This is a genomic window from Paenarthrobacter sp. CAP02 (assembly GCF_040137855.1).
In the GTDB taxonomy this organism is placed as follows: Bacteria; Actinomycetota; Actinomycetes; order Actinomycetales; family Micrococcaceae; genus Arthrobacter.
The window spans coordinates 384,461-408,935 of the sequence record NZ_JBEEII010000002.1 but is presented as its reverse complement, the minus strand read 5'-3'; the positions used below and the strand labels follow the sequence as shown (position 1 = coordinate 408,935).

Annotated in this window: 24 protein-coding genes; 15 read left to right on the top strand and 9 right to left on the bottom strand. The window is 57.8% G+C overall.

What is annotated here, in order from left to right:
* Window positions 1–100 precede the first annotated feature (100 nt).
* The 4 genes from ABHM97_RS04745 (at window position 101) to ABHM97_RS04730 (ending at window position 4,189) form a co-directional block, all read left to right on the top strand.
* Window positions 101–1,465, top strand: a complete 1,365-nt coding sequence (locus ABHM97_RS04745; RefSeq protein ID WP_349469796.1) for an MFS transporter — start codon at window positions 101–103, stop codon at window positions 1,463–1,465.
* Between the two features lie 222 nt (window positions 1,466–1,687).
* The gene (locus ABHM97_RS04740; protein ID WP_349469795.1) at window positions 1,688–2,683 is read left to right on the top strand and encodes an NADP-dependent oxidoreductase; all 996 of its coding nucleotides are present in this window, start codon (window positions 1,688–1,690) and stop codon (window positions 2,681–2,683) included.
* A gap of 45 nt (window positions 2,684–2,728) precedes the next feature.
* Window positions 2,729–3,574, top strand: a complete 846-nt coding sequence (locus tag ABHM97_RS04735) for an alpha/beta fold hydrolase (RefSeq protein ID WP_349469794.1) — start codon at window positions 2,729–2,731, stop codon at window positions 3,572–3,574.
* Window positions 3,575–3,586: 12 nt separating this feature from the next.
* Complete coding sequence (locus ABHM97_RS04730) at window positions 3,587–4,189, top strand: TetR/AcrR family transcriptional regulator (protein WP_349469793.1); 603 nt, start codon at window positions 3,587–3,589, stop codon at window positions 4,187–4,189.
* Window positions 4,190–4,191: 2 nt separating this feature from the next.
* On the opposite strand, the gene ABHM97_RS04725 is transcribed toward ABHM97_RS04730, so the two are convergent.
* On the bottom strand, window positions 4,192–5,379 hold the full coding sequence (locus ABHM97_RS04725; RefSeq protein WP_349469792.1) for a TerC/Alx family metal homeostasis membrane protein: 1,188 nt from the start codon (window positions 5,377–5,379) through the stop codon (window positions 4,192–4,194).
* Window positions 5,380–5,556: 177 nt separating this feature from the next.
* Here ABHM97_RS04725 and ABHM97_RS04720 point away from each other — a divergent pair, with 177 nt between their 5' ends.
* Both ABHM97_RS04720 and ABHM97_RS04715 read left to right on the top strand, forming a co-directional pair.
* On the top strand, window positions 5,557–6,000 hold the full coding sequence (locus tag ABHM97_RS04720; protein WP_349469791.1) for a hypothetical protein: 444 nt from the start codon (window positions 5,557–5,559) through the stop codon (window positions 5,998–6,000).
* The gene (locus tag ABHM97_RS04715) at window positions 5,997–6,302 is read left to right on the top strand and encodes a winged helix-turn-helix domain-containing protein (RefSeq protein WP_349469790.1); all 306 of its coding nucleotides are present in this window, start codon (window positions 5,997–5,999) and stop codon (window positions 6,300–6,302) included. The genes ABHM97_RS04720 and ABHM97_RS04715 overlap by 4 nt, the downstream gene beginning before the upstream one ends.
* Before the next feature lie 68 nt (window positions 6,303–6,370).
* Here ABHM97_RS04715 and ABHM97_RS04710 read toward each other — a convergent pair whose 3' ends face one another.
* Together ABHM97_RS04710 and ABHM97_RS04705 are read right to left on the bottom strand one after the other, a co-directional pair.
* Window positions 6,371–6,610, bottom strand: coding sequence for a PLDc N-terminal domain-containing protein (locus tag ABHM97_RS04710; protein WP_349469789.1), 240 nt, complete (start codon window positions 6,608–6,610; stop codon window positions 6,371–6,373).
* 46 nt (window positions 6,611–6,656) lie between these two features.
* Complete coding sequence (locus tag ABHM97_RS04705) at window positions 6,657–7,208, bottom strand: hypothetical protein (RefSeq protein WP_349469788.1); 552 nt, start codon at window positions 7,206–7,208, stop codon at window positions 6,657–6,659.
* A gap of 138 nt (window positions 7,209–7,346) precedes the next feature.
* On the opposite strand from ABHM97_RS04705, the gene ABHM97_RS04700 reads away from it, so the two are divergent.
* Window positions 7,347–8,168, top strand: coding sequence for a hypothetical protein (locus ABHM97_RS04700; RefSeq protein ID WP_349469787.1), 822 nt, complete (start codon window positions 7,347–7,349; stop codon window positions 8,166–8,168).
* Between the two features lie 32 nt (window positions 8,169–8,200).
* On the opposite strand, the gene ABHM97_RS04695 is transcribed toward ABHM97_RS04700, so the two are convergent.
* Window positions 8,201–8,608: an SRPBCC family protein gene (locus tag ABHM97_RS04695; RefSeq protein ID WP_349469786.1), complete on the bottom strand. Its 408-nt coding sequence runs from the start codon at window positions 8,606–8,608 to the stop codon at window positions 8,201–8,203.
* Entirely contained in the window at window positions 8,601–8,933 is a 333-nt protein-coding gene (locus tag ABHM97_RS04690) for an ArsR/SmtB family transcription factor (RefSeq protein WP_349469785.1), read from the bottom strand. The genes ABHM97_RS04695 and ABHM97_RS04690 overlap by 8 nt, the downstream gene beginning before the upstream one ends.
* Window positions 8,934–9,339: 406 nt before the next feature.
* Between ABHM97_RS04690 and ABHM97_RS04685 the strand changes: the two genes are divergently transcribed.
* Complete coding sequence (locus ABHM97_RS04685; RefSeq protein ID WP_349469784.1) at window positions 9,340–9,552, top strand: hypothetical protein; 213 nt, start codon at window positions 9,340–9,342, stop codon at window positions 9,550–9,552.
* 109 nt (window positions 9,553–9,661) lie between these two features.
* Here the strand turns inward: ABHM97_RS04685 and ABHM97_RS04680 are convergent, their stop codons facing one another.
* Window positions 9,662–9,829: a hypothetical protein gene (locus ABHM97_RS04680; protein WP_349469783.1), complete on the bottom strand. Its 168-nt coding sequence runs from the start codon at window positions 9,827–9,829 to the stop codon at window positions 9,662–9,664.
* A gap of 768 nt (window positions 9,830–10,597) precedes the next feature.
* Here ABHM97_RS04680 and ABHM97_RS04675 point away from each other — a divergent pair.
* Both ABHM97_RS04675 and ABHM97_RS04670 read left to right on the top strand, forming a co-directional pair.
* Entirely contained in the window at window positions 10,598–11,896 is a 1,299-nt protein-coding gene (locus ABHM97_RS04675; protein ID WP_349469782.1) for a hypothetical protein, read from the top strand.
* Entirely contained in the window at window positions 11,883–12,656 is a 774-nt protein-coding gene (locus ABHM97_RS04670; protein ID WP_349469781.1) for a DUF6308 family protein, read from the top strand. Before ABHM97_RS04675 ends, ABHM97_RS04670 begins: the two co-directional genes overlap by 14 nt.
* Before the next feature lie 68 nt (window positions 12,657–12,724).
* Here the strand turns inward: ABHM97_RS04670 and ABHM97_RS04665 are convergent, their stop codons facing one another.
* Together ABHM97_RS04665 and ABHM97_RS04660 are read right to left on the bottom strand one after the other, a co-directional pair.
* Window positions 12,725–14,332 carry an SIR2 family NAD-dependent protein deacylase gene (locus ABHM97_RS04665; RefSeq protein ID WP_349469779.1) on the bottom strand — a complete coding sequence of 536 codons (1,608 nt, stop codon included), beginning with the start codon at window positions 14,330–14,332 and terminating at the stop codon, window positions 12,725–12,727.
* 6 nt (window positions 14,333–14,338) lie between these two features.
* Window positions 14,339–15,319 (bottom strand): hypothetical protein, encoded by a 981-nt coding sequence (locus ABHM97_RS04660; RefSeq protein WP_349469778.1) that lies wholly within the window; start codon window positions 15,317–15,319, stop codon window positions 14,339–14,341.
* A gap of 646 nt (window positions 15,320–15,965) precedes the next feature.
* Between ABHM97_RS04660 and ABHM97_RS04655 the strand changes: the two genes are divergently transcribed.
* From ABHM97_RS04655 to ABHM97_RS04635, 5 genes are read left to right on the top strand one after another with little or no spacing between them, the layout of a single operon-like run.
* Window positions 15,966–18,452, top strand: coding sequence for a Z1 domain-containing protein (locus ABHM97_RS04655; RefSeq protein ID WP_349469777.1), 2,487 nt, complete (start codon window positions 15,966–15,968; stop codon window positions 18,450–18,452).
* Window positions 18,449–19,441, top strand: coding sequence for a PD-(D/E)XK motif protein (locus ABHM97_RS04650; RefSeq protein WP_349469776.1), 993 nt, complete (start codon window positions 18,449–18,451; stop codon window positions 19,439–19,441). The genes ABHM97_RS04655 and ABHM97_RS04650 overlap by 4 nt, the downstream gene beginning before the upstream one ends.
* Window positions 19,438–21,279, top strand: a complete 1,842-nt coding sequence (locus tag ABHM97_RS04645; protein WP_349469775.1) for a hypothetical protein — start codon at window positions 19,438–19,440, stop codon at window positions 21,277–21,279. Before ABHM97_RS04650 ends, ABHM97_RS04645 begins: the two co-directional genes overlap by 4 nt.
* A gap of 55 nt (window positions 21,280–21,334) precedes the next feature.
* The gene (locus ABHM97_RS04640) at window positions 21,335–22,147 is read left to right on the top strand and encodes a hypothetical protein (protein ID WP_349469774.1); all 813 of its coding nucleotides are present in this window, start codon (window positions 21,335–21,337) and stop codon (window positions 22,145–22,147) included.
* Window position 22,148: 1 nt separating this feature from the next.
* The gene (locus ABHM97_RS04635) at window positions 22,149–22,928 is read left to right on the top strand and encodes a DUF6339 family protein (RefSeq protein ID WP_349469773.1); all 780 of its coding nucleotides are present in this window, start codon (window positions 22,149–22,151) and stop codon (window positions 22,926–22,928) included.
* A 15-nt stretch (window positions 22,929–22,943) separates the two neighbouring features.
* Here the strand turns inward: ABHM97_RS04635 and ABHM97_RS04630 are convergent, their stop codons facing one another.
* Entirely contained in the window at window positions 22,944–24,455 is a 1,512-nt protein-coding gene (locus ABHM97_RS04630; protein ID WP_349469772.1) for a DNA cytosine methyltransferase, read from the bottom strand.
* Window positions 24,456–24,475 lie beyond the last annotated feature (20 nt).

The window sequence follows — 24,475 nt, the reverse complement described above, 5'->3', positions numbered from 1 at the left end:
CGTATTCGCCATATCGGATACCTGGGACAGCAGGCAGTTGATGGTCCGCCCTATGAGCCCGTTTCGTGACCCGAGGCAACCATGGAGCAAACTTGGGTAGGTGACTGCCAACAACCCCCGCCCCGGCTTGGCTATTGCGGCGTTGAGCCTGGGGACGGCGCTGAACCCGTTGAACTCATCCATGATCGCCGTTGCGTTGGTGGTGCTGCGGGAGCATTTCTCGCTGGACGTCGCCACGGTCACCTGGGTCATCACGTCGTTCTACCTGGCATCCGCCGCCGGGCAGCCGTTGATGGGCAGGCTCGCGGACCGCTTCGGCCCCCGCCGACTGTTCATGTTCGGCATGGCGTTGGTCGCAGTCACCTGCGCGATCGCCCCGTTCCTGCCCAACTTCGCGCTCGTCTGCGTGGCCCGCGCACTGATGGCTGTCGGGACCGCGACGGCGTACCCATCCGCCGTCGTGATGGTCACCGAACTCAGCCGGCTGGCTAAGCTGCCGCCCACACGACCGCTGGGCCGGATCCAGATGGCGAATACGTCCGCCGCGGCTGTCGGTCCGGTGGTGGGCGGGCTGTTGGTGAGCCTTGTCGGGTGGCAGGCGCTGTTCGCGATCAACGTGCCTATCGCTTTGCTTGCGTTGTTCGTGGTTCGGCAGACGGCGCCCGCGGACGCTCATCGCGAGACCGGTTCCTTGGGGACGCTGATCCGCGACTCCGACATCCCCGGCATCTTGGCCTTCGTCACCTCGCTCATGCTCGCGATGATGGCGCTCTTGAACGTCATGCCGGGCTACCGGTGGTACCTGCTGGGCGCTGCCACAGTGATCGGGGCGCTCTTCGCCTGGCGTGAGCTGCGCTTCCGTCCGCCATTCCTGGATCTGCGTTTGCTGGGGCGGAACCGTCCGCTGTTGCTGGTTTACCTGCTGTTTATCGTCTTCAGCGGCGTCTACTATTTCGCGTTCTTCGGCCTTCCGCAGCTGCTTCAGGAGGCAGGCCATTACGACGCCGGCATAGTAGGCCTGCTGATGCTGCCCCTTGCGGCGTTGTCGGTTGTGGTGACGCCGCTGACGGTGCGGTTCATAGAGCGGTACGGCGTCCGGCCTGTATTGATCACCGGCGTTCTGATTCTTACTGCTGCGGCAGGAACGTTGGGCGCGTTGACGTTGACGCTGTGGGCGCCGCTGGTGTTCGTGCTGACCGCGTTGATGGGTGTTCCGTATGGGATGGTCAGCACAGCATCCAATCAGGGTCTCTACGTTTCCGCCCGGCCCGAAGAACGCGGAGTGGCCGCCGGGATTTTCCAGACCTGCCGCTACCTTGGCGCAATCACCGCGACGGTGCTGATCGGCGTGTTCTACGGCCCTGGTGTGAACCAGGCCAACTGGGGGCTCATGGTACTGGTGATGCTGGGGCTCAGTGCCGTGGTGCTGGTGCTCGCAGTGATGTGGCGGAAGCCGGCGACGTAACGCTTCAGGCCGGCCATTTCGATGATTCGCTGCGTATTCGACGTTTCCTGCCGTCTTATACGCAGCGAGTCGTCTAAACGGGGCTCAGCAGTCCCACCGGCGCCGTCTCCCGGGGTAGCGTGCGGGCGTCTCCGACGGGGGAGGTCCGCAGCTTCCCTTGCTTAAAATACTGAGTAGACTCATAATTGAGTTAAGTCAGAAATCAAACACGGGAGACCCCTTATGAAAGCCTTCGTCCTCAACCAGTACAAGAAACCACTGCAGCAGATCGACGTACCTGAACCGGTGCTCGGCGATCGCGATGTGTTGGTGGAGGTTCACGCAGCCGGCCTGAACCAGTTGGACGAGAAGATCAGGCTGGGGGAGTTCAAGCAGATCCTCCCGTACAAACTGCCGCAGGTTCTTGGTCACGACGTCGCTGGCGTGGTCCTGCAGGTGGGGCCGAAGGTGCGGTCCTTCACGCCCGGCGACGAGGTCTTCGCTCGCGCAGGGGACCACCGGATCGGCACGTTCGCGGAGCGCATCGCGGTGGCCGAAGAAGACCTGGCCATCAAGCCGGCCACCATCAGCATGGAAGAAGCGGGCTCGCTTCCGTTGGTGGCCTTGACCGCGTGGCAGGCGCTGGTGGAGCGCGGAAACGTAAGCCCCGGGCAGAAGGTGTTCATCCATGCCGGTGCCGGGGGAGTAGGCTCCATCGCCATCCAGCTGGCCAAGTACTTAGGCGCAACCGTAGCGACGACGGTCAGCGCCGGGAACAAAGACTTTGTCCGTGAGCTGGGCGCTGATGTAGTGATTGACTACCGCGCCGAGGACTTCGTGGAGATCCTTCATGACTACGACCTCGTTCTGGACAGCCTCGGCGGCGAGAACCTGGAACGGTCCCTGAAGGTCTTGAAAAAGGGTGGCAAAGCCATCGGCATCGCGGGCCCGCCCGACGCAGACTTTGCCCGGCAGCTGGGCGGAAACCCTGTGCTGCTGGGTGCGACGACCCTGCTGAGCTCGGGTATCCGCCGCAAGGCCCGCCGCCTGGGCGTTAGCTACCAGTTCCTCTTCATGCGTGCAGACGGCGACCAGCTTCGCCGCATTGCGGGACTTATCGATGCGGGGGAGATCAAGCCGGTCCTTGGCCGGGTGGTGCCGTTCGATCAGACGGCCGATGTCCTTGCTGCCATGGAAAAGGGCGGCGTCCGCGGCAAGACCGTTGTCAGCCACCTTTAGCCAAAAACCTTACGCCAGCAACAACCACAGGACAGGACGAACATCATGAGCAGTGAACAACAGTCATATTTGCAAGTACCCGCTAAGACCGTGACAGCAGGCGGAGTCACGTACGCGTACCGGGAGATGGGGCCCAAGGGTGGGGTTCCGGTGGTCTTCCTGATTCACCTCGCCGGGACCATGGACAACTGGGATCCGCGCATCATCGACCCCATCGCCGCGAAGCACCACGTCATCACCTTCAGCAACCGAGGAGTAGGCGCGTCCACTGGCACCGTTCCGGACAGCATCGACGGCATGGCCGACGACGCCGCCACCTTCATCGAAGCTCTCGGATATCAGCAGGTGGATCTCTTCGGCTTCTCGCTCGGTGGCATGATCGCGCAGTCGTTGGTGCTCAAGCACCCCGGTTTGGTGCGCAAGCTGGTTCTCGCCGGTACCGGCCCTGCCGGTGGAGAAGGCATTCAGAAGATTATGGGAACCACGTACTACGACGTTCTCCGGGGCAGCCTCACCCGGCAGGATCCCAAGGAGTTCCTGTTCTTCAACAGGAATGCCACCGGTAAGCCTGCCGCCCGGGCCTTCATTAACCGACTCAAGGAACGCACCACTAATCGCGAGGCACCCATCAAGCTCAGCGCTTTCCAGACGCAACTGAAAGCGATCCGCCGGTGGGGACTGTCGCCGTCGGCCGATCTGGGCGTCATCACCCAGCCGACGTTGATCGCCAACGGCGACAACGACCGCATGGTGCCCTCGGTGCTTTCAAGCGACATGCACCGTCGGATTCCGGGCAGCGAACTGGTCATCTACCCGGATTCCGGACACGGCGGCATCTTCCAGTTCCATGACAGGTTCGTCCCTGTAGCCCTCGAGTTCTTGGGCCGCTGATACGGTAACTGAATGCAGCCTGCGCCCCAGACCCTTGGCCGACGTGAGCGGAACAAGCAGGAAAAGCTTGACCGCATCACCGCGGCCGCCCGAGAGCTTTTCACCCAGTACGGAGTGGACGAGGTCACCACCCAGCAAGTGGCTGAGAAGGCCGACGTCGGGTCGGGAACCTTGTTCTTGTATGCGAAAACCAAGGCGGAGCTGCTGCTTCTGGTGCACAACGTCAAATACGCCGAGGCGCTCGACGTGGGAATCGAAGCTGCCGCCGCCGAAGCCGAGGTCCTGGAAGCGGTGATGGCCATCATCAACCCGATCATCACCTGCAACCGGGTACAGATTGAGAACGGCAGAACCTATCTGAAGGAGATCGTCTTTGGCGATCCGGCTGAGCCGCACCACGCGGAGGCGCTGGCCCTTACCCAACGGACGGAAGCCGCCGTCGTCGATGTCCTGAACCGTGACAAGAAGCTGGCGGCGCGGGGAGCTGAAAAGCTGGCCGGAATCATCTCCGCGGTGATGTTCATCAGCATGACGTCGGCAGCCAACCTGGGCCTGAGCGATGCCCAGGTTGGCGACGATATCCGTGCCCAGGTCAGCGTGCTGCTGGGCGGCTAGCTCTAGCGGTTGAGGAACGCCTCGTGCTGGCGGTGCGCCTCGGCCACTTGCTCGCGGATCTTCTCCACGTCCTTGGCCTTGTTGCGGTACTTGAGTGGCATCTGAACGATCTGGGCTTCTTCCGCGGTCAGCGCGCGGTAGATGCGCTCGCGCTCGTTGGCGTCGGCGGTGTAGTCCAGGTCCAGATAATCGACGGCGTGGCGGCGGGCGTTGTTGATGGCCGTCTGGGCCTTGCCCGCCGGGCTGATCAGTGAGAGCACCACGGTGACGACCAGGACGCCGATGATCACACTCAGCGAGAGGCCGGTGGTGATTTCGACGACGTTGACGTGCTCGCCGTCATTGATGAACGGCAGGTTGTTCTCGTGCAGCGCGTGGAGGATGAGCTTGACGCCGATGAACGCCAGGATCGCAGCGAGGCCATAGGAAAGGTAGATCAGGCGGTCAAGGAGTCCGTCGATCAGGAAGTAGAGCTGGCGGAGGCCCATCAGCGAGAACGCTGTGGCGGTGAACACGACGAAGACGTTCTGGGTCAGGCCGAAGATGGCCGGGATGGAGTCGAGCGCGAAAAGGATGTCCGTGCCGCCGATAGCGACCATCACCAAGAGCATCGGCGTGAGGGCACGCTTGCCGTTGACCATGGTGAAGAGCTTGTCGCCGTCGTACTTATCCGTGGTGTGGAAAAGCTTCTTGGCCACGCGGATGATGAAGTTGTTCGCCTGATCATCCCCGTGATCGCCGGGCTTGAGCAGGTTGCCTGCCGTGAGGAGCAGGATGAGGCCGAAGATGTAGAACACCCAAGCGAACGAGTTGATCAGCGCGGCGCCCAGGAAAATGAAGCCGGTGCGGGCAATCAGCGAGAACACGATGCCGAAAAGCAGGACCTTCTGCTGATCCTCACGCGGCACCCGGAAGCTCGCCATGATGATCAGGAAGACGAACAGGTTGTCGACCGACAGGGCCTTCTCCGTGATGTAGCCGGCAAAGTACTCGGACCCCATCTGGCCGCCGCCAAATATCAGCACCAGGATGCCGAAAACGATCGCGAGTCCCACATAAATGGAGGACCAGATGGCCGCTTCCTTCAGCGACGGGACGTGTGCCTTGCGGATGTGGAAGAAGTAGTCAAAGGCCAAGAGCGCCAAAATGACGACGATGGTGATGCCCCAAATGAGGGGAGAGACGGTCATATGATCCTGCTTTCGTGAGGCGCGCGAATGGTGTTGCTCACCGAGGGTCAAACTCGTGGAATCAAATTTACCGGGTCTGGTGGGGCGGGTGTTAACGGTGATCACTGGAAAGTACTTGACAACATGGAAAGTACTTTCCTACTGTCGAGACATCAGATTCGAATCCTTGGGGGAAGCATGAATGAGACCACCGGCAGCCCATCCGCTGCAGAAGCACGTGAACTGCTGGCCAAGGCAGAGGCCATCGGCGCCGCCTCAACCAACGCCGCCGCTTGGCCGGTTGCTGTCACCTTCACCAGCCTCGCGATCATAGGGTCGCTGCTCATGATCGGCATGCACATAGTGCTCGTCACCGGCTACGGCGCTGCGTTGCTGGCCTGTTCCGTTGGTGCGTGGGCCGCAGTGACGGCCAGTATTTGGCCCATGTTCCAGCGTTCCACGAAGGCTGGGTACACCAAGCGTTTCCTGACATCCTTGGTGGCGTATTTCGCCCTGTATGTGGTGGCCTTGGCGGCAGGAGCCATCCTGTTCCAGGACGGAAACCTGTGGTTCTACCTACCGGCGGGTATCGCGCTTGGTGCGGTGGGCCTGGCCGCGGCCTTCCGGGAGCTGCGCGCATGAGCATCCCTGCGGAACACCCGCGCCACAAGCTCAACGAACTCGTCCACTCGCCGGTCCGCTTCTCGATCATGGCCGCGCTGGCCAAGGCCGAGTCGCTGGACTTCAAGGATTTGCGGGACGCGATCCAGGTCAGCGACTCCGTACTGAGCAAGCAGCTTGCCATCCTGGAGAAGGCCGAGTACGTGAAGATCAAGAAGAGCTTCGCGGGGAAGATGCCTCGGACGTCGGCGAGCCTGACGGCTGCCGGGCGCGAGGTGTGGGCGGCGCACTTGCACACCTTGCGGGAGATTGCGGGCGGTTGACCTGCTTGTGCTCCGTGAAGGGTACGACGGCGGCGGGCGGCTTGGCGGCCTAGGTTTAGCTTGCTCTTTTAGAGGGTCTTCTTGAGGCGGATAGTGGTGGGCGCACCGACGATCCTGGGTTTGGCATACAGCCAAGCCAGGATGCCAAAGACCGGCAGGACGAAGAGAAGTAGAACCCACAGCGCGCGGGCGAGCTGGTCGAGTCGGTCCTCACGGAGGACATCAAAGACGCCCCAAACGATGAGCCCGGTGACGTAGAGAGCTGATGCTCCCGCCAGAATCACCGGTATCCACTGCCAAGCTTCCATGCCGTCCCCCTAGAACCGGCCGCATTCATGCACGGTACCACTTGGCTTATTTGCCGCGCATCGCCCTGAGATGTGCGCCGAAGTCCTCGGTGAGTAGGGCCAATGGTTCTGCAGGGGCCCGCGTGGTGAGCCACATGTACACGCGGTTTCCAGATCGGGCGACAATGCCACGCAGCTCATTATGCTGCAGACTCCACCCGGCAGTATCGATCCCGTTTATTCGGATGGATGTGGGCTGAGCGCTTGCGTGTTGCAGGGCTGCTGGCACGTCGCCACCTCTCGCAACCATGCGGCTGTACGCGAAGCTTGTAAGTTCCTTGGCCAAAAGATCGACAAGGTGCACGCTCCGCATGGGCAGGTTCGGCGCCGGTTTGAGGGTGATCAGGCACTGCGCTACCTTGTTCGCGTCGGCGAAGTTCGCAGCGACCCTGATTCCCGCTTCGACCTTGGATGGGCCGGAAATGGAGGGTGGGCCTGGATCCGTGAGTGACGGGCACACTGCGAACGCGCCGAAGTCGTCCGCGCGGGATGCGCTTTGCTTTCGGGCAGCATCCCGAGCCGGATTGTGCGTTGCCAGTCGGTACGTTGATCCACCCATACCCGCGATTCTCCACCCTGATCTGGGTAATTACGGGAGCGAGCCGATTGTCGGTGGTTCTGTCCTTAGGTTTGGTGCGATTTGGGCTGCTAACGTGAGTTCGCTTCATATCGTCATCGCGTTCGGAAGGTAGGCCTCATGGCAATCGATCTCCTAGAGTGTTCCCGCTGTCAGACTGACGAACATGTCGGGCTCGTCGAACGGTTGACAGGGACACAAAGAAGGCTCAAATGTGCGAAATGCGGGCTGGAATGGCTGCGCGGTGAGCCTCTGCGGCCAAAGATTCAGCTTCCCACCCTGGAAGAGATCAAGAAAAGGTTTCCTCAGCCAACGGACGTCGACCCCGAGAGGCTCGAAATTGTCCGGCGACTTAAGACTGAATTTCTTCGCCGGGAACCCGAGCCTGTACCCAATGTCGCTCCTTACTGGGCGCGATACCAGCAGATATTCAGCGCTGAAGGCCTTCAAAAGGCGGACCCTCAGGAGTTCAAAGACTTCGGCAACTCCAACGTGGGAGCAAATCCAGGGAACATGTCCGTCTTCAATGAAGCATGGAAAGAACTGGGACCAGAAGCCAGTGCGGCGCGAGTTCGTAAGGTGGTGGAGTACCTGCTCCGGGGCACGTCACCAGTCGACCTTGAGGACCGTCTAACGGCGCTGATCCAAGACACGAAGCCCTTCGGAATGAAGGGGTTCAAGGAATCGCTCCTCACGAAGGTGCTCTGCATCGTTTACCCCCAGACGTACCTGACAATCCTCAAGTACACCGGAGAAGCTGGAAAGCGTGAGATTGCCCTTTCCCTGTGGGGCCTGGAACTGCCCGACCCTGAGAAGGTTGACTGGACCATAGGACGTCTTATTCTTTGGAGCAACGACCTTCTGCTGGCACTCCTCGGGGAGGGTTTTAGACACCAACAACATGCTTCCGAGTTCCTGTGGTGGGCCAAGGACAAGGCGTAAACAAGGCGCTCTAACTCGCCTCCTTGCCGACGCTAGCTGGCGTTGACCAAGACTTCGTCGATGCGGGCGAGGAGTCCCGGCCAGCCGTTGCCCATGCCCTCGATGGCCTGGCGTCCCATGGGCGAGTCCAAATTGAAGCCGGCGTGTTCGAAGTAGAGGGTGGTCCCGGCGTCGACCGTTTTCAGCGTCCAGGTGATGGTGGTGTCCAGGGTGCCTTCGGCGAAGCTGAAGCTGATGGACGTGCCGGGCTCGACCGCGAGGACTTCGCAGGGCTGCTGGCCCCAGCCGCCCATGTCCATGGTGAACCGGTGGCCGACCACGGGTGCGATGTCGCCGGGTGCCCACCAGCGCGCGAGGAGGTCGGGCGTTGTCAGGGCTGCCCACACGGCGCCCTGGGGGTGCGGGAAAGTGCGTTCGAGGCGGATCGCGTTCTCAGTCATCGGTGTTTTCCTGTTCAGTAGATTGGCCGTCCAGCAGGTCGGCCAGGGCGTCGAGCCGCTGGTTCCAATATTGCTCGTAGTGCTTCAGCCAGCCGCTGACTTCCTGCAGCCCGGCGGCTTGGAGGTGGTACAGCCTGTGCCTGCCTTGCCGTTCCTCCCGGATCAGGCCTGCTTCCTTGAGGACGCTGAGGTGTTCCGACGCCGATGAGCGGCTGAGTTCCAATCGACCCGTCAGTTCGCCCGCAGTCAGGGGACCTCCGAGGAGGCTATCGAGGATGGTGCGCCGCGAGGGGTTCGCGATGGCTCCGAAGACGTCGATGGGCACCGCTTGATCATATGTCGGAAATTTCCGAAATGACAACTTGCTGGTTGCTTGACAGCACCTAGGGCCTAGGGCGCTGCCACTTATTTTTGGGCTTTTGCGCACCTAGTTCGGCTGGCCCGCCACCTAGTTCGGGGCTTTTGGGCACCTAGCCGATGGATCCCCCGCGCAGGCTTTGCGGGTCAGCAAGATCGTTCTTCACTAGGAGCAACAATGATCCGGAAGTACATCAGCAAGATAACAATCGTCCTGACCGCAAGCACAGCCTTGGAGTTGCGCGTTGGGCGGGGGAGTCAGCATGATCACCATTTTCGCTCCGGGTGGTGCCGTCGTTGGGTGGGCGCTCGAGGGGACGTTGTCGAGCATAGGGTTGACGCTCGCGGGCTGCGCGGGTTGGTAGCGTGCAGCGATGACTGAAGGCAGCCCGAAGAAGCGGATTCCGTCGACGTTCCAAGTGGTGTCGTTTTTCGTGATGGCCGTGATCTTCGCAAGCTGGCAGCCGTTTGTTTGGTGGCGTGCCGCGGCTGCAGTTCTCATGCTGGGGTTCGGCTGCTACGGCGTTTATGAGTTGAGGCGAAGCAAACGACCTGAGTCCAGTGCGGAGCCTCGAGGCACTGAGTGACTCGGGCTTTGATGATGGCTCGCGGACTGACGTCTGCGGGCCATCTCCTGTTAGCGGGTGTTTTGATCCGGGCGAAAGCGATTCTGAAAGTCAGCGTCTCCGGAGGCGGCTAAGAAACCGAGTCGTAGCTTCCATGGTCGGGCACGGTCTCACGGTCCAGCTTCATCGCCGTGGAGGGAGTGAAGAAGCTCTTGGCGATACCGCTTTCGGTTTCGAAAGTGAAGGATCCAAAAATCGTCGGGTCCATGCGATGCCGGAGCGGGAGTGTCGTGTCCAAGCCATGAACTTCGGAGGCGACCGGGTGATAGTCGTCCAAGTGCCTGCCCCAGATGGGCAGAGACAGAGGAAATGAAAGCTGGACGGCTTCGGGAAAGCAAACGGAATGCGCTCAATGGAAAGGCCGTAGGGATCATCCACGCCGTCGGTCTGGATGATCGGTCGTCGGGGGGTCGAACGTGCGCGTAGGTCCGTCCGGCAACTCCGTCGCGGACCACGTAAAGGCCCTGGGGTGCACTAAGACGGCGTAACTCAAATGATGGTTGAGGCCTTGGCAGAATACGGTACCGTCATAGGCGCTCGCTTGCCCTCCGCCCAAGGCTTTTCCGATTGCTATGGCCAGGTTTTCGGAGGTAGTGTCCACGCCTCATCCTTGCACTGGTGGGGACGTCCTTACTCGCGAGCCAGGACTTCCGCCGGAGGGCACCGGTGGTGCGAGCTGAATGTGGTGGGTTCTCGAGGTACCGACCTCCGAGGTGCCGTTAGCTTCGTCGAACTTTCTTGATCGAACTAACCACCAACCGATATGCCTTTTGAGCTTCAGGGCTAGTCGCTGCCTTGTATATTTTTTGGCCGTCTCTTATGAGTCCCTCAACCTTGACACGTGTGGCAGGATTCTTTGCGATCGAATAGATTCGTGACGAGTTCGTTTTTGCTCTTGAAGCTGCATGCTTCAAGAAGGCCGTAGTTTGATCTCGCTTCCCAGCCACAACTACTCCTCCATACAGTGGGTTATTCCGTGAGATTAGCACTGTGCCACAATGTGGCCATGGGGTCACATAATTCAGAGGATATTGCGCTGCACGTTGATGGAGCATCAGCTATCGCCGTAGGCGACCCGGACGCCTTGGCCATTTTGTTCAAGAAGCTCGACATTGGTGCAGACGAGGGCGTCCCCGTGGGGCGAGGGCTTGCTGACGCTGTCGCCGCAGTAAGCGGGCTGGGCGCGATTGGCATGAGTGCCAGCGGCAACTGGTTCCAGATGACTCCCAACTCACTCGCCAAGTTTCATGAGCTTGCCGGTCACGTCGCAAATGGGGACGTGTTCAGCGCCGTACTTCGAGGGACGGATGGCCGCTTCGACACATTTGTTGACTTGGTCCAGTCGAGCGGTATCAACCCTGCTTCAGTTGCCAATGTTCATGCGCTTGCCGCCGCAATGGCACTTCGCATGGCACTGAAGGACATAGAGGAAGCAATCGCATCCTTGGACATTAAGCTGGATCGGCTTCTCCAAGACGCGAGAACGCGCGAGATGGGCAACGTCCAGGGCATCACACACGTGTTGTCTGCGGCCTACACGGCTTATGAAAAGACCGGTTCGGTAACTAACAACGCTTGGGATCTTATAGCGGATCACCCCACGGAACTGGCGCAGTCCCTTTTTGTGGCGCTTGGACATCTGGAAACCCTCGAAGAGGGTTTATCACGAGGATCAGTCAAGGAACGGCTGGGACAAGCACAATTCGCTGCTGACGGCGAACTACAACACTGGCTCATGATGGCTGCTTTGTCACTGGCAAACACGGCCCGAATGGATACTTTAACCATCGCCCGCGCTCACGACGAAGCTGAGGCCGAATATCTCGCCGGGGACCGCGAATCGGCTACGAATGAGCTTCTCTCGGCAACGAGGGAAAAGATAAGGAAGTTGTCAGAGGCTGCGGAGTCGCTGGGGCGGCTTAGCGCGCTTACACGGGTCCGGGCCCCACGTAGTTCAATCAAGGTCGCAGAGTCCGTCGATAGAATTCAGTATCTCCTCAAGGCATTTTCGGAAGTTTTTGGAATGCCTGAGCTGAAGGAGCCTCCAGCTCGGCCAGGGTGGCTGAGATCGGTGGCTGACCTTGCAAAAGAGGTCGGGGGTGGTGTTGCCTCTGTACCGCGGACGATTGGCGCCGCCGTCGAAGATTCAGTGCTCCAAATGGCTGAGGGCATCAACTCACGCCGTGAACGCGCCGAAATGGAGCCAAGCCCCGAACTGAAGGATCAACCTCAGGCTGAACCTAAAGCCGGGGTGGAGTCTGAACCTGAGTGCGGAGCTGTCGAGGTACCTGATGCGCATCGCTGATCACATCGATCTGTCCCCCGGAATGCCCGCCGGCATAGGTGAGCAGCGCCTTGACGACATAGTCAGTCGTGTTCGGGCTTATTGTGGCCACCCAATGAGCGGGTGGCATACATACGACCTTCCCTCGTTCGCCGCGAGGAGGGCGGGACACTTTACACACATTGCGCCGTGGTCCCTGCTCTGGGCGGATGCACTTGGAGGACGGATAACGCCGGCTAATCTTGCGAGTTTCACCCAGGAGTACAGGTCCTACTTGGCAGAGCAGATTCGTGACCTACCGTCGCAAGACTTGAAAAGCATGGAGGACTCCGACGTGGAGAAGGTTGCGTTGCTCTGCAGAACGGGCTTTGCTGGAGCATGGGCTCCAAAAATGACTAAGTTGTTGGCGCTTTACAGGCCCGATGTCATCCCTGTCCTTGACGGTCATGTGGCGGTCGCGATGGGATTTGAACGTACGGCATTCAGTGCAGGCAGGCAACCTCGCTGGGAGAAGATTCGACGGACTCTCTTCATCCTTCAACGGATTCTGAAGGATCAAGCTGCTGAACTTACTCATATTCGCGAAAAAGCCTTGGAGATGTCTCCAGACTTGGGAGAGGCGACGGACGTTCGTCTTTTGGACATCATCTTGTGGACGTCGCAAGATGACCGACTTTCACGGTCTGGTAGCCCGGCCAACTATTGGCGGGATCGGGGGAATGAATCCGCTGAGGTGTCAAGAGCACCACGAATGGATCCGGTTGCGGTCTACCCGTCGTGAAGTTGAGCGGGCAGGCCTTGCCACTTTGGAGGCTGGGGCCCAACTCTGAGCGCACGCCGGCGACTGCTTCAATTTCCGGGGTAGGTCGATGCAGACGGGGTGAAGCCTGGGGTCCAGCCCAAGCGGCGCATTGCGTCGTCAATGACGCCCCAGACTTCGGCTGTCTCGACCGATCGCTCTGAGACCGCGAGAGCGAGGAGTTGGCTCCGAAGATCGGCCTCTGCCTCCGTCATACCTTTGAAGTACAAGGGTGACAGCAGATACGAGTGGCTCTCCGTGGCGTACGCCGCCATCATGTCCAGGAACACCTCCAGTTCTCGACCGGCTGTTGCTGCAGCTGTGCGCTTCGTGGGTTCGTCACCGGAGGGGAACTCCGTTTCGGTCATCGAAACGATGTCCAGCTTTCCCTTCCACACGAGGTTTTGCATAGGTTCCTGGAAGAGGGAAAGAACCGTGCCCATCGCCCGATCAGTGGTGCTCTTCGCGGGAAGAGCACGCCGGACGTCGTGCACAATTTCGTGGAAATGGTCATCCGCCAGCCCGAAGCCGACGAAGAGAAGGTGGTGGGTCAGCAGATGCGCCTTCACGAGCGCCGAGAGGGCGTCGCGGTTGGTGTTGTAACCCAGATAGTCGTCACGGGTGAGCACAATGCTCTCCGGTCGGCTCACGGAACCGTGCAGCTTGAGCAGCCAATTGTTGCCCACTGCGGGCACGTCTTCAGGTAATACAGTGCGTGGACGCTGGGCATCCCGGCATGCCATCTCAAAGAGCTGGTCGTAATTCAGCGTGATAGCTCCGCTGGAGGGCAGGGTCGCCAGAAGAGCCGGGGCAAGTCCGTAATTCTTGAGTTTCACGGCTTCGCTTACGGCTTTACCAAAAGCCTCAGATGTACCGTACTTCTCCCTATAAAGCTGCGACAGAATGCCAGCTTGATCAAGCAAGGGCAGCCACTCGAAGGCCTTATGGCCCTGCTCATCAAGCTCGACGCCTTCCTTTAGCTTCTGCAGCAATTCTTTCCACGTGGGCGCCCCGGCACTGACACTGACGCCCGCGCCAAGGAAAGGGACCACGTGCCCAGACCGTGCCTGGTGCCCAAGCCATTTGGCCTTCTCCTGAAGGCTTGCCTCCAGCCCTGACCAGAAGGATGTTCCGCTCGCATCACGCCGCAGCTTCTGTGCTAAGGAGAATGCAGCACGATCTCTCAGGACCAGGACGATGTCCACTTGGTGTTTGCTGGAGAGCTCTTGGCTTACCGTGAGTATGGCCCGGAGCGCCGCTCCCAGATGCTGTCCGGCGCCACCGCCGTCTGTCCCGAAGAAGGGCAGAGCCAGTAGTCTGTACGGCCGGTAGGCGGGCTGGGCAATCTCCCGAACGGAGCACTCGACGAATGCCTCGATGCGCTGAGCTACGGCGGCCTCGTCCCAGCGACCGTCAATCGGAACAGCCGTGAGGATGGGCATCGGCTTTGACTCATCCCACGGACGAATGACCTCCGCAAGGCTCGTTCCTTGTCTGAACTCGCTTGAGGCCGATTTGGCGGCCAGTTCTCGGAGACGCTTGTCGGCGGCCATCCAATGGTCTTCGATAGTTAGGTGTGAATCCGTGGGGAGCAGCCAGGCATCGCACTTCAGGTTGAGGATGTCTGCCATTGCGACGAAGACATGGGGGGAAGTCATCGATTTCTAGTCCTCCACTATGACCGTGTCGGACGAAACATGGAGCCAAACACTCTGGTCCGTTGTTCCGATAGTCCGCATGATGCCGTTTCCAAGCCCGATAGTTCCGGAACGAGAACCGTTGACGCGCCATCTTGCATTAATTGATTCGCCTTGGACCATGACATTCAGGTACCCATCGCTAGCTGGCAAAACGAACTTCGATCGAGAAGGGATCCGAAGGTTTGATCGCGTTCGATCGCCGGCTGTTATGACTTGCGACTCGATTCGGACGCCTCCTTGACGGGCCGTTTCGTCGTCTCTTTCCGACGCACGGACTTCCGGCTTCGTAGATGTGACTTTCTTGTCCAAGGTCGGGTTCCTATCAGTCTCCGTGGATGTCCGGGTTACTTTCACACCCTGCAGGCCATGCCGTTTCCTCAGCCCCCTCTGCGCATCTATGTTGGCAAAGGGTGCTATTCGCTCTTTGTCGTGAAGTGATTCCTTGACCGAAGCAGGAACGGATGCGGCGAAGGTGTTGAGCAACATGGATTCGGCCACGTTTGGGTCGGAAGCTACAGCGAAGTGAACGTAGAGGTCATTCAGCTCGGCCATGGTTTTGAGCCACCAGCCACCTGCATGTGGTGAACGCTTACCGATTGCCGTGCTGTAGTACTGCTGGACTCTCTTCTGGACCGAGGTTCCGGCTAGGCCCGCGTAAAGGATGGGTGTCTCCGGAATCCAAAAAGCACCAATGCGGGCGGCCAACTCCTCATCGGAAGCCGCCGTGCCGTCAACCGTTGGATTGGGGCAAAGCATTCTCAGTGCGCGGAATGCCTGCGGATCTGTGCTGTAGACAGGAACATGCCCTACCGCGTCATCCAGTTCGAGCGTCGAGGCCACCACATAAACGCCGGGACCGGTCGAAGGTATAGTTGTTCCCCAGGGGACGACACCGGCGGGCTCAAGGCCGCACTTGCTGAAAAGTTGCCCCACAGAGATTGTCATGGGCCAATGTTAATTGACTCGTAGCTCGCAAGTCTCCGGTCCTTATCGCTCCAACCCAGCATGCGTATACGGCGTTGCGAAGCTTTGAACCTTCGGGGACTCGGGTGGGCGGTGGTAGACCTAGTCCTACTTCTCGCCGACGGATTAGTGGCGGGGTCCGCTATCGAGGTGGCTCCGACTTAGCGAGAACTGCTTGCAGTGGCGAGCGGCAACGTTCAGTAGCCGTAAACTTCACGCAATATTCTCTTTGTGCGTGCTACCGATCCTGTAGTAACGCCCCGGAAGACTTGTCGACTGATCGCCCCACGCGTTCGGCGAGAGTGTGCGATGCGCATACGTCGCGACACTAACCTGTTGAGCAACTGCGAGATATTGTGTCTCCGTCAGCGGAGGGCGCTAGCATCAGGTTTATACGAACTTCAACAGAAGACCTACCGAATATGGGGATCAAATGGGGGCACCGCAGTACTCCGACGATGATGTCAATACAATGGCGGATACGCTCGCTGCGCTGGTAGCTGGCGGCATGACGCTGCAAGGGGCCCAGATAGCTCTGTCCCATGCCCCCGAGGGCCTAGTGCACACTGCTCGTCTGGCGTATGAGAAGCGGCTAAACCTAATCAGGGAGATACCGGACCCTGGCGTCTTGGCTGAGATTGAGCGCAAGAGAGGGTTTTGGTATTCGGGCCCCCGCCGAGACGATGTTGTTTGGCCAACACTCAAAGCACGATTGCTGGAGGAGCTCCCCGAAGAAGCTGTTAGTGGGGTTGATGCAGCGTCGTCTAAAGTCATTGGCTTGGGGAGTCCACCCGGCAAGGAAGTTATTAGGTCCCGCGGCTTGGTTCTTGGCTATGTTCAGAGTGGTAAGACCACGAATTTTATGGCGGTAGTCGCGAAGGCTGTCGATGTTGGTTACAGGCTTGTGATTGTCCTCACCGGAACGACAGAGAATTTGCGTACGCAGACGCAAGACCGAATAAATGAATACTTGATAAATCCGTGTACCTCGATACTGCATCCATTAACATCCGTCGATGAAGACTTCAGTGTTGCAACTACGGCTGACGCAATTCTGAGTTCGCAGTCTCTGCGCTCAATTGCCGTTGTGAAAAAGAATCCTGCAAGGCTTCGCAGGTTGAACAAATGGATTAAAAGTGCGTCGGCGACAACGTTGCAAAACTGCCCAATCTTAATTATCGATGACGAAGCAGATCAAGCCTCTATTGATGTCGGAGCACAAAGGCAGTCGACCATCAACGGACTGATTCGTGATCTACTGGCAAACCCCAAGGCGGCTTATATTGCTTACACGGCCACGCCCTTTGCAAACCTGTTGATCGATCCAAGCGTTGAGCAGGACCTGTATCCCAGGGATTTCATCGTTGATTTGCCCCGACCAGCAAATTATTTCGGCGCAGAGCGGATCTTTGGCCAGATGGTAAGCGGCGATTTGGACGCCGGCGTCGACGATGGTTTGGACGTTGTGCGGTTGATGTCCGACATGGAGGTTGATGCCGTTCGACCGCCTCGGAGTAAGAGTTCACTGGAGGAGTGGGCGCCAGACGTTCCAGAGGCTATGGACTCGGCTATCCGCTGGTTCCTGTTGGCAACAACGGCTCGTCGGCTGAGATCAGGCCAGGCGGCCCATTCGTCGATGCTTATTCACACATCAATGTTGGCCGCTGCACATGAGAAGACTGCGGAAGCGGTGGTGGACCACTTGGACGCACTGAGCTCGGAGCTCGCCACCCAAGACAGCACAGCGGAGGAATTTCGAGATCTTTGGAACTCGGAATCAGAGCGCGTGGGTGCGGAGTCATTTGGAAATAGGTCTATCTCCTTCGAGGAGCTCCTTCCTCATTTGCTGACAACGGCTCGTGAAACAAAAGTTGTTGTTGACAACTATCAATCAACTGATCGTCTAAAGTACGACAAGAAGCATGCTCAAACTGTCATTGTGATCGGTGGCAATACGCTGTCGCGAGGGCTCACACTTGAAGGGCTCATCTCGAGCTACTTCGTACGTGCGTCATCCGCCTACGACACTTTGCTGCAGATGGGCCGCTGGTTTGGGTACCGTGTTGGCTACGAGGACCTTATCCGTATCTGGATGAGCGCTGAACTCAAGAGCTGGTTCCTGATGTTGTCGATCGTGGAGGCCGAAATACGCGATGAGATTGCGATCTACGAAGTAGAGGGCAAAACTCCGGCCGAACTGCCGGTCAAGATTCGTACCCATCCGCAGATGTCAGTTACATCTGCCGCTAAGATGCGATCGGCCGTTACGGCTCAGGTCAGCTATTCGGGGCGTCGAGTGCAAACGATCATGTTCAAAGAAAATGATTCTGCATGGTTGAGTAACAACATTAAGGTCACTAGGGAACTCTTCACGCGACTCCTCGAAGAAGGGCATGTGGAGTCCGAATTGCCAGGACGTCGACGCGGATTCAGTAATGTTTCGGCCACTCAAGTCCTCGACTACTTGGAGTCATATGAAATTCATGACGCCACAAAGTCAATTGATAAGGATGCTATACGGCGGTATATACAGAACGAATGCGCGGCGGGTGACCTGTTGCGCTGGAATATTGTCATTATGGAACCTCTGAATGGCAGTGGTGAGCTGGATCTGGGTCTTGCTGAAAAGGTTCGGATGTTGCGCCGCAAAAAAATGTATATTCCAAGCAATGACGGCACTGCAAATCTAAAGGCAATTGCTTCGACTTCTGACCGGGTTGCAGATCTCGAAGGCGGCCTGGAGCTTGTACGTCAGTCTCTGTGGCTGAAGTCCACCGATCAGATTTCCGACCGTCAGTTGCTTCAATACAGGCAGTTACGGGAGACCAGCCGACTAGGGATTTTGTGCGTTTACCCGATCTGTAAGGAATCGGAACCACGGGACGCGGCAGCTTTGGTGGAACCAGTCGAGAACGGGCGGGCACCCCTGTCCGCAGCGGAACACGTCATCGGGTTATGCTTCATGTTCCCTGAATCGCGGAATCCTAGGTCCGCTGTTGACTACGTTGCTGCCGCTGTCGACGCTGACTATCTGGAGACACTTGAAGACGAACTCCGGGCAGCCGACGAGTTGGACGAAGCCAAAGCAATTGAAGAGGAGAAAGTAAGGGCATGAGAGAGACGTCGGGCTCTGTATTCGACTACCTTGCTAAAGATATATCGGCTTTGGGCACCTTTCATTCGAGAAAGTCTGGTGTGGTAGCCGCCTATGGTGACGTTTTGCATGCAGTCGATACAGAAGGTCGTCCGACTGTCTTAGTCCCAATCGGTGAGCCAAAAGATGGTCCTCAGGCTTGGCGTAGCAAATCCCTCGTATTACAGACCGTCAATCTTGACGTTGATGACGGAAAGATGCCCTTCGTCGTCCTCAGATGCATCGCCTCCAATCTCAACCATCAGTTTGGACTACTTGTGGACGATCTCCTGGATGCCATCGAAGTAGAGCCCGACCGCGCTGCCAACGTGGTGAGTGTGGCACTCGATCGATGGAGAAATCTATTCGAGGGCGACGGCGGCGGTGTTTTGAGCCCTGCGCAGCTTGCGGGTTTGTTGGGTGAACTGACTTTTTTGGGTGAGCTGGTGAAAGTTCATGGGCCGGCAGCAATTACGTCATGGAAGGGCCCGCAAGGTAGCCGACACGATTTCGTCTTCGCTGGATGTTCAGTTGAGATAAAGGCCACAACGAATCACAACAATATGACGGTCACTATTCATGGTGGACGGCAGCTGGACCATCCCGATAACGGTGATTTGTACATACGCGCGTTCCAGCTCGAACCGTCGCCAAACGGAGTATCGGTTCCTGAAAAAGTCGAAGAACTCATCGCCCAAGGGGTATCGCGGAGTGAGCTCCTGATGGCACTTCGTGGTGTGAAATATAACTACGCGGATTCGTTGGCATATGAGAGTTCGAGATTTGTTTTGCTGACGCAGAGGTCCTACCTAGTAGATGACGCTTTCCCAAAGATCAGCTCCGAAAACCTAGTTCCACGTGGCATGATAGATCGGCTGGGGAATATTTCATACTCCATTGATCTGGGACAGCTCGAACCCATCGAACACGATGCGCGTAACGTTCAACTTGCTAGCCTAGGTGGATCATGACGCTTTCGCTTTATCGTCAGCAGTACGGAGCGGACGGTGGTTTGGATGCGCGCTCGGCCGACAATGCCATTGGACGAACTTCCCTGGGGCTATGGGACTTGGTGTTAAGAGAGTCTCTGCAGAACAGCTGGGATGCGCGAACTGACAAGAGCGGGCCGATTTGCTATTCAGTGGATGAATATGAAATGTCGGAGTATCAGACAAGTATTCTCACCACCGAAGTCTTCTCCGAGCTGCCACCGAGATGTCGCTCGACGGAGCTCAACAAATTTGTTCATCAAAAAAGAATTCGCGTCTTGGTGATCTCTGATTCTGGGACCAGAGGATTGGGGGGGCCCGTCCGGGCAGATGTCTCAGGCGGTCAGGGAGAGCGTCGGGACTTTGTGGATTTCGTACGCAACCTTGGACGCTCGACGTCCAAAGGCTTGGAAGGGGGGACGTACGGGCTCGGCAAGGGAGTGCTCTACCGTGCGAGCCAAGTTGGACTATGTCTGATCTACTCTCAAGCGCTCCATAAGGGGGCAATTCAGTCTCGGCTTATCGGCGTTTCCGGTGGCGACGGAGACTATGATGATGGAGCCAGCCGATACACGGGCCGCAATTGGTGGGGCGTTCCTGGCGTTGACGGAATTGTCGATCCTCTCGTGGGCCCCTCTGCCCGCGGTCTGGCGGAGCGATTGGGCATGCGGATCCCGAAAAAGGATGCAACTGGGACGAGCGTCATGGTTGTCGCACCGGATTTCGAAGGGGTCACTAGTGGTCGCGAGCGAGTTGCTGCCATTGCCGATGCGGCGTTGAAATGGGCTTGGCCCCATGCGTTGGACTTGGGCAAAGGGCCGAATATTCGATTTGAATTCACCGCTGACACAGTTTCCCTGCCTACCCCAGAGCCTCTCTCACATCCGGTGTATCGGGAGTTTGCGGCAGCTTACATTGAGGCGCGGCAACGCCTCATGGACCCGGACTATCAAAGCAACTGGCAGACGGTATTCACACCAATTCGCATGCAGCGGCCGAAATTGACCTCCGGCCTCCTGACGCATCGAATTAGTCATACTCCGGTGTCAACGGGCTCGGAGCTCGAGAACTCTGTGGCCCTCATGAGAGACCCGAGAATGGTTGTTAAGTATCTGCCTGTGGCTCCGCAGCCGAACGGTGTTCCCATTTTCGGAGTGTTTATTTCGACCCCGGGGATGAATGAGCCATTTGCTAGGTCCGAGCCAGTAACACACGACGATTGGGTGTACCAGAAGGCGGCTACGGAGAGAAACACCCCGAATCCTGTCAGGATCACGTTGGACAGGATTCGGGAGACGTTTCGCGTCCTTTCGGCGCAAGGCGCCAAGGCCGGCAGCGGAGTGGCATCTAAGGGAGCATCGCGGGTGTCTGCCGCCCTTGGCAGCTTACTCAGTGGGTTCTCGGGTGCAGGTGCTGAAGTGCAGGAGCCCTCGGACACTCCGAGGTCATCTGGGACGAAACGTCCGAGGAAGGCTTCTATTCGACAGATCGCAGAGTCCTCACTCGACCTCCTGGATGGAGAAGTGGTTGCAAGATATTCGTTCTCGCTCAGCGGGGGGAGGCCTGGGAACGTGGCAACAGTCAGCGTCGATGCCCGGGTCGTCACCGAATCGGGGGGCAACGAAGCGTCGAGCCCCGAGCATGCTGAATCGCCGCGCTTTGCTGGCTGGGTTTCCGGTAATGGTCTTTTGTCGTCGGCGGCAACCCTAACTGTGGCGGTACCTAGTGATGACGTAATTACTGCAGTTTTCACTCAGCCTTCCGACGCCGCTATTCGTGTCACCGCTTCCGTGGAGGAGGTGGAGCATGCGAGGAGTTAGTCTGGGTCACCTGACATTGCCTATACACCGAATTTCCGACCTCAGGTGGGAAGTTTTGATTGGCGACACCCTCTTGGCTGAAGATGAAGTCTTTGCCAAAGACTGGACTTACTACGATGATGTCAACGTTAAGTGCTCATTCGAGTTAGATTTGCGGGAAGTTCAAGACGAACTGCGACTGGGATCGGCAGCGAAGTTTGGGGCCGCTATAGTAGCTCGGTCTACGGGTGCACCCCTCGTTATCGTGTCTGATGTGCGGACTGTAGGGAGCGGACGACAGCAGATTTACCTATCGGTACCAGGCGATCAAATATCGGGAACTTTATCCGTAGAGTTCCAATTATCGCTCTTGGAACTTAACAGCGAAGTCGTTAGTCCATTTGCCCCCAAAAAGCTAGGCAACACCGTCTTCCGACTAGAGCGAAAAATTACTCTTGAAGGGTCTGCGCCCCGCCTCCCAATGCTGCCGGTTAGCTTCGCCGAACATGGCTTCGCTGGTTCGAGTAGGTCGCTTTGGTGGTTGCGACTCACTACTCGTGACTTGTCAGTGAGTGCATCTGCTGCAATTTGGCTTTGGCTCAATTCCGACAATAGCTACATTGAGGAGCTGCTGAGGGATTCAGAGTCAGCTGAGTCGGCACCTTGGCTGCGCTTCCTTGAGTTGGACTTTATGAGGCAACTGCTACGTGAAGCCCTCAGTTCTGACGAGCTAAGTCTTGAGATGGACTATCCCGAGGACTCACTCGGCCAAGTACTCTCCAGCGTGGTGCGTCTTCTCGGTGGTTCATTAAGCCAAGTTCGGCAACGGTATCGGGAAGATGCTGGCCGTGTCGAGGCTGAGCTCCAAGCAAAAGTCGGGGGGAAATAGCGTGACAACGTCCATTACCCTTCTGTGCTATCCACGTATGCCTTTGCACGACGCCGCACGCTCCTGGGAGTCGCTTCGCACGCAGAGCTTGTCCGAGATCGCGGCCGGAGTCGATCTCGACGTGAGGAACGCGCAGTACTATCCCTTGGCAAGGCAGCGTGCAGGTTCAACTGAACTGCTCAACCTCCGTACCAAAATCTTGGGGATTGCCGGGGAGTTTGGTTTCCCGTCTAAGGTTAGCAATAAGGTTCTCGTCGAGTTCGACCGGAACGTAGGGCCGGAAATTCATGCTCAAATGGAAATTATGCCCGCGGATGCGTCTACGATTGACGTATGGAACTTCATCAACTCAGCCGTAATTCCCGATGTTGTGCTTTGGCGGTATGGGCAGTTCCATGCGGAATCCAAGAAGTGGACTATTTCCGAAGATCGATTGTTTGACTTCACTAGAACTGCCATTGGTCGGCTTTGGTGGAGAGTTCATCTCCTTGGGCCGGAATTGGCGGGGGAGCTCGGTGAAGATGAGGTGGTGAACCTTTTGGAGAAGCCGAGAATTGGTGGGTACCCCATCCTGGCACGCTCCATGGGGCGTCACTTGCTAGATTTTGCGGCGACGGCGCAGACCGGCCGACGCATGGAGCTCTTCCGTGACGCGACGAAGCGGCTCCTCCGAAAAATGGCTGTTCAGTCGGTCTTTGTCATGACACCTGAACAGATTGACTTCTTCGTGGAATCGCTGTTTCGTGAGTCCGCGGAAGCCTTGGGGATCAATATTGAGTGACGACTATGGGCAGGTTTACGAAGAAGTGCTGCACAACAACAAATCGGCGATAGCTTTGCCTATTTTGTGTGCTAACAGTGGCGGGACGGCGTTCCCGACCTGAGTATATTGCTGTGTCCGGTTCCCAACGAAGACATAATTGTCGGGAAAGGTTTGCAACCGTGCTGCTTCTCTGACAGTTAGACTGCGCATTTGACTCGGGTCGGGGTGGATGTAGTAATGACCGTCCTTGGCAATGTGCGACACGATGGTTGTCGAAGGCTTATTCCACACCTGAACACGGAAGCGATCTTCGAAGGGCATAGCAGCCGATTCGACGTTCTTGTGGTTCGGCCAGTAGCCCCGAGGCAGCTGCCGAACCTTGGGGCTATCAGTCACCGAATGAGCTAAAGCACTTAACAGGTAGTAGCGTTGCAAGTCCTGAATCATGTGTCCCCGAGCTTCATGCTGAAGCGTAGCCGAGCCTGCATGCTCAGCTATCCAGTCGTGGTAGCACTTCGCCGAGGCGTTGTTTAGCACTGTATCGCTCGGCGCCACCGCTTGGGCTAGGGACAGCGTATCCAATTTCACGTTGGAAGGGGCCGGGAGAGTTTCGAGCAAAGTGTCTCGCCTGGCAATCTCGCGGATGTTCCGGCGCACGTCGGCCCAGAGCTGGCCGTCATGGTCCGCAGTTCGTGAAACTGACGAACGGATCTTGGGAAGGTTGCCGATAGCCTCGCGAACGGTCACCGGCGCCGATTTCTCCAGTACTGCAGGTGCGCCAAGGTTGAGATCTTCCCTCACGCCTATAATGATCACGCGATGACGCTTCTGCGGAATTCCGAAATCCTCAGCTCGAATTATGAAATCTTCAGGGCCAGGCTCTTCCTCATCTGTTTCGACCACCATGGAGTGGAGTTTGTAGGTGAGATTATCTGACGGGCTTGTGAGGTCGCGGCGGATTAGCTCAAACATTTTACTGCCGCCATTAGTGGCGGACAACAGACCCTTAACGTTCTCCATAACGTATATTGCGGGCTTGAACCGTTTAATGATGTGGAGGTATTCCCTGTATAGGAAGTGCTTGTGATCATTCTCGAAGTCAAGGTCATTTGTGCGACGCGACCGTCCCGCGAGTGAATATGCTTGGCAAGGTGGGCCACCGATCAAGATCCACTCTGAGGGGTCGTTTCCGAGTGCCTCTTCAATCATTTTGTCTGAGTCCGCCCGTGAATTCTCGGAGAGTTCGAAGTGCCGGACTTCCTTCTGTGCCTGCTTGTACGCCGACGCGAAGCGGGAATCGTTGTGAAGATCGGTAAGAGACGTCCTGCCATCTAGGAAGTCTTGGTAAGCCTGAGGAAGCCCCTCATCAGAGCGGAGCAGATGTCGATACGCCGCGCGTAGTGTCAGCGTATTGACCGCTGATTGCTCCATCTCGATAGACACCGCAGTTTTGAAGACGGGTTTGTTGGATGCGGGATCCAGGACACTTGAAAAGCCCTCGTTGAGCCCTCCAGGGCCCGCAAAAATGTCTACTACCGGAATCAAACTGGCCTCCACCCGAAACT

Coding starts and splice junctions, on each gene's coding strand:
- ABHM97_RS04740 (WP_349469795.1), top strand. CDS start 1,688: ATGAAAGCCTTCGTCCTCAACCAGTACAAGAAACCACTGCAGCAGATC.
- ABHM97_RS04735 (WP_349469794.1), top strand. CDS start 2,729: ATGAGCAGTGAACAACAGTCATATTTGCAAGTACCCGCTAAGACCGTG.
- ABHM97_RS04730 (WP_349469793.1), top strand. CDS start 3,587: ATGCAGCCTGCGCCCCAGACCCTTGGCCGACGTGAGCGGAACAAGCAG.
- ABHM97_RS04725 (WP_349469792.1), bottom strand. CDS start 5,379: ATGACCGTCTCTCCCCTCATTTGGGGCATCACCATCGTCGTCATTTTG.
- ABHM97_RS04720 (WP_349469791.1), top strand. CDS start 5,557: ATGAATGAGACCACCGGCAGCCCATCCGCTGCAGAAGCACGTGAACTG.
- ABHM97_RS04715 (WP_349469790.1), top strand. CDS start 5,997: ATGAGCATCCCTGCGGAACACCCGCGCCACAAGCTCAACGAACTCGTC.
- ABHM97_RS04710 (WP_349469789.1), bottom strand. CDS start 6,610: ATGGAAGCTTGGCAGTGGATACCGGTGATTCTGGCGGGAGCATCAGCT.
- ABHM97_RS04705 (WP_349469788.1), bottom strand. CDS start 7,208: ATGGGTGGATCAACGTACCGACTGGCAACGCACAATCCGGCTCGGGAT.
- ABHM97_RS04700 (WP_349469787.1), top strand. CDS start 7,347: ATGGCAATCGATCTCCTAGAGTGTTCCCGCTGTCAGACTGACGAACAT.
- ABHM97_RS04695 (WP_349469786.1), bottom strand. CDS start 8,608: ATGACTGAGAACGCGATCCGCCTCGAACGCACTTTCCCGCACCCCCAG.
- ABHM97_RS04685 (WP_349469784.1), top strand. CDS start 9,340: ATGACTGAAGGCAGCCCGAAGAAGCGGATTCCGTCGACGTTCCAAGTG.
- ABHM97_RS04675 (WP_349469782.1), top strand. CDS start 10,598: ATGGGGTCACATAATTCAGAGGATATTGCGCTGCACGTTGATGGAGCA.
- ABHM97_RS04670 (WP_349469781.1), top strand. CDS start 11,883: ATGCGCATCGCTGATCACATCGATCTGTCCCCCGGAATGCCCGCCGGC.
- ABHM97_RS04665 (WP_349469779.1), bottom strand. CDS start 14,332: ATGACTTCCCCCCATGTCTTCGTCGCAATGGCAGACATCCTCAACCTG.
- ABHM97_RS04660 (WP_349469778.1), bottom strand. CDS start 15,319: ATGACAATCTCTGTGGGGCAACTTTTCAGCAAGTGCGGCCTTGAGCCC.
- ABHM97_RS04650 (WP_349469776.1), top strand. CDS start 18,449: ATGAGAGAGACGTCGGGCTCTGTATTCGACTACCTTGCTAAAGATATA.
- ABHM97_RS04645 (WP_349469775.1), top strand. CDS start 19,438: ATGACGCTTTCGCTTTATCGTCAGCAGTACGGAGCGGACGGTGGTTTG.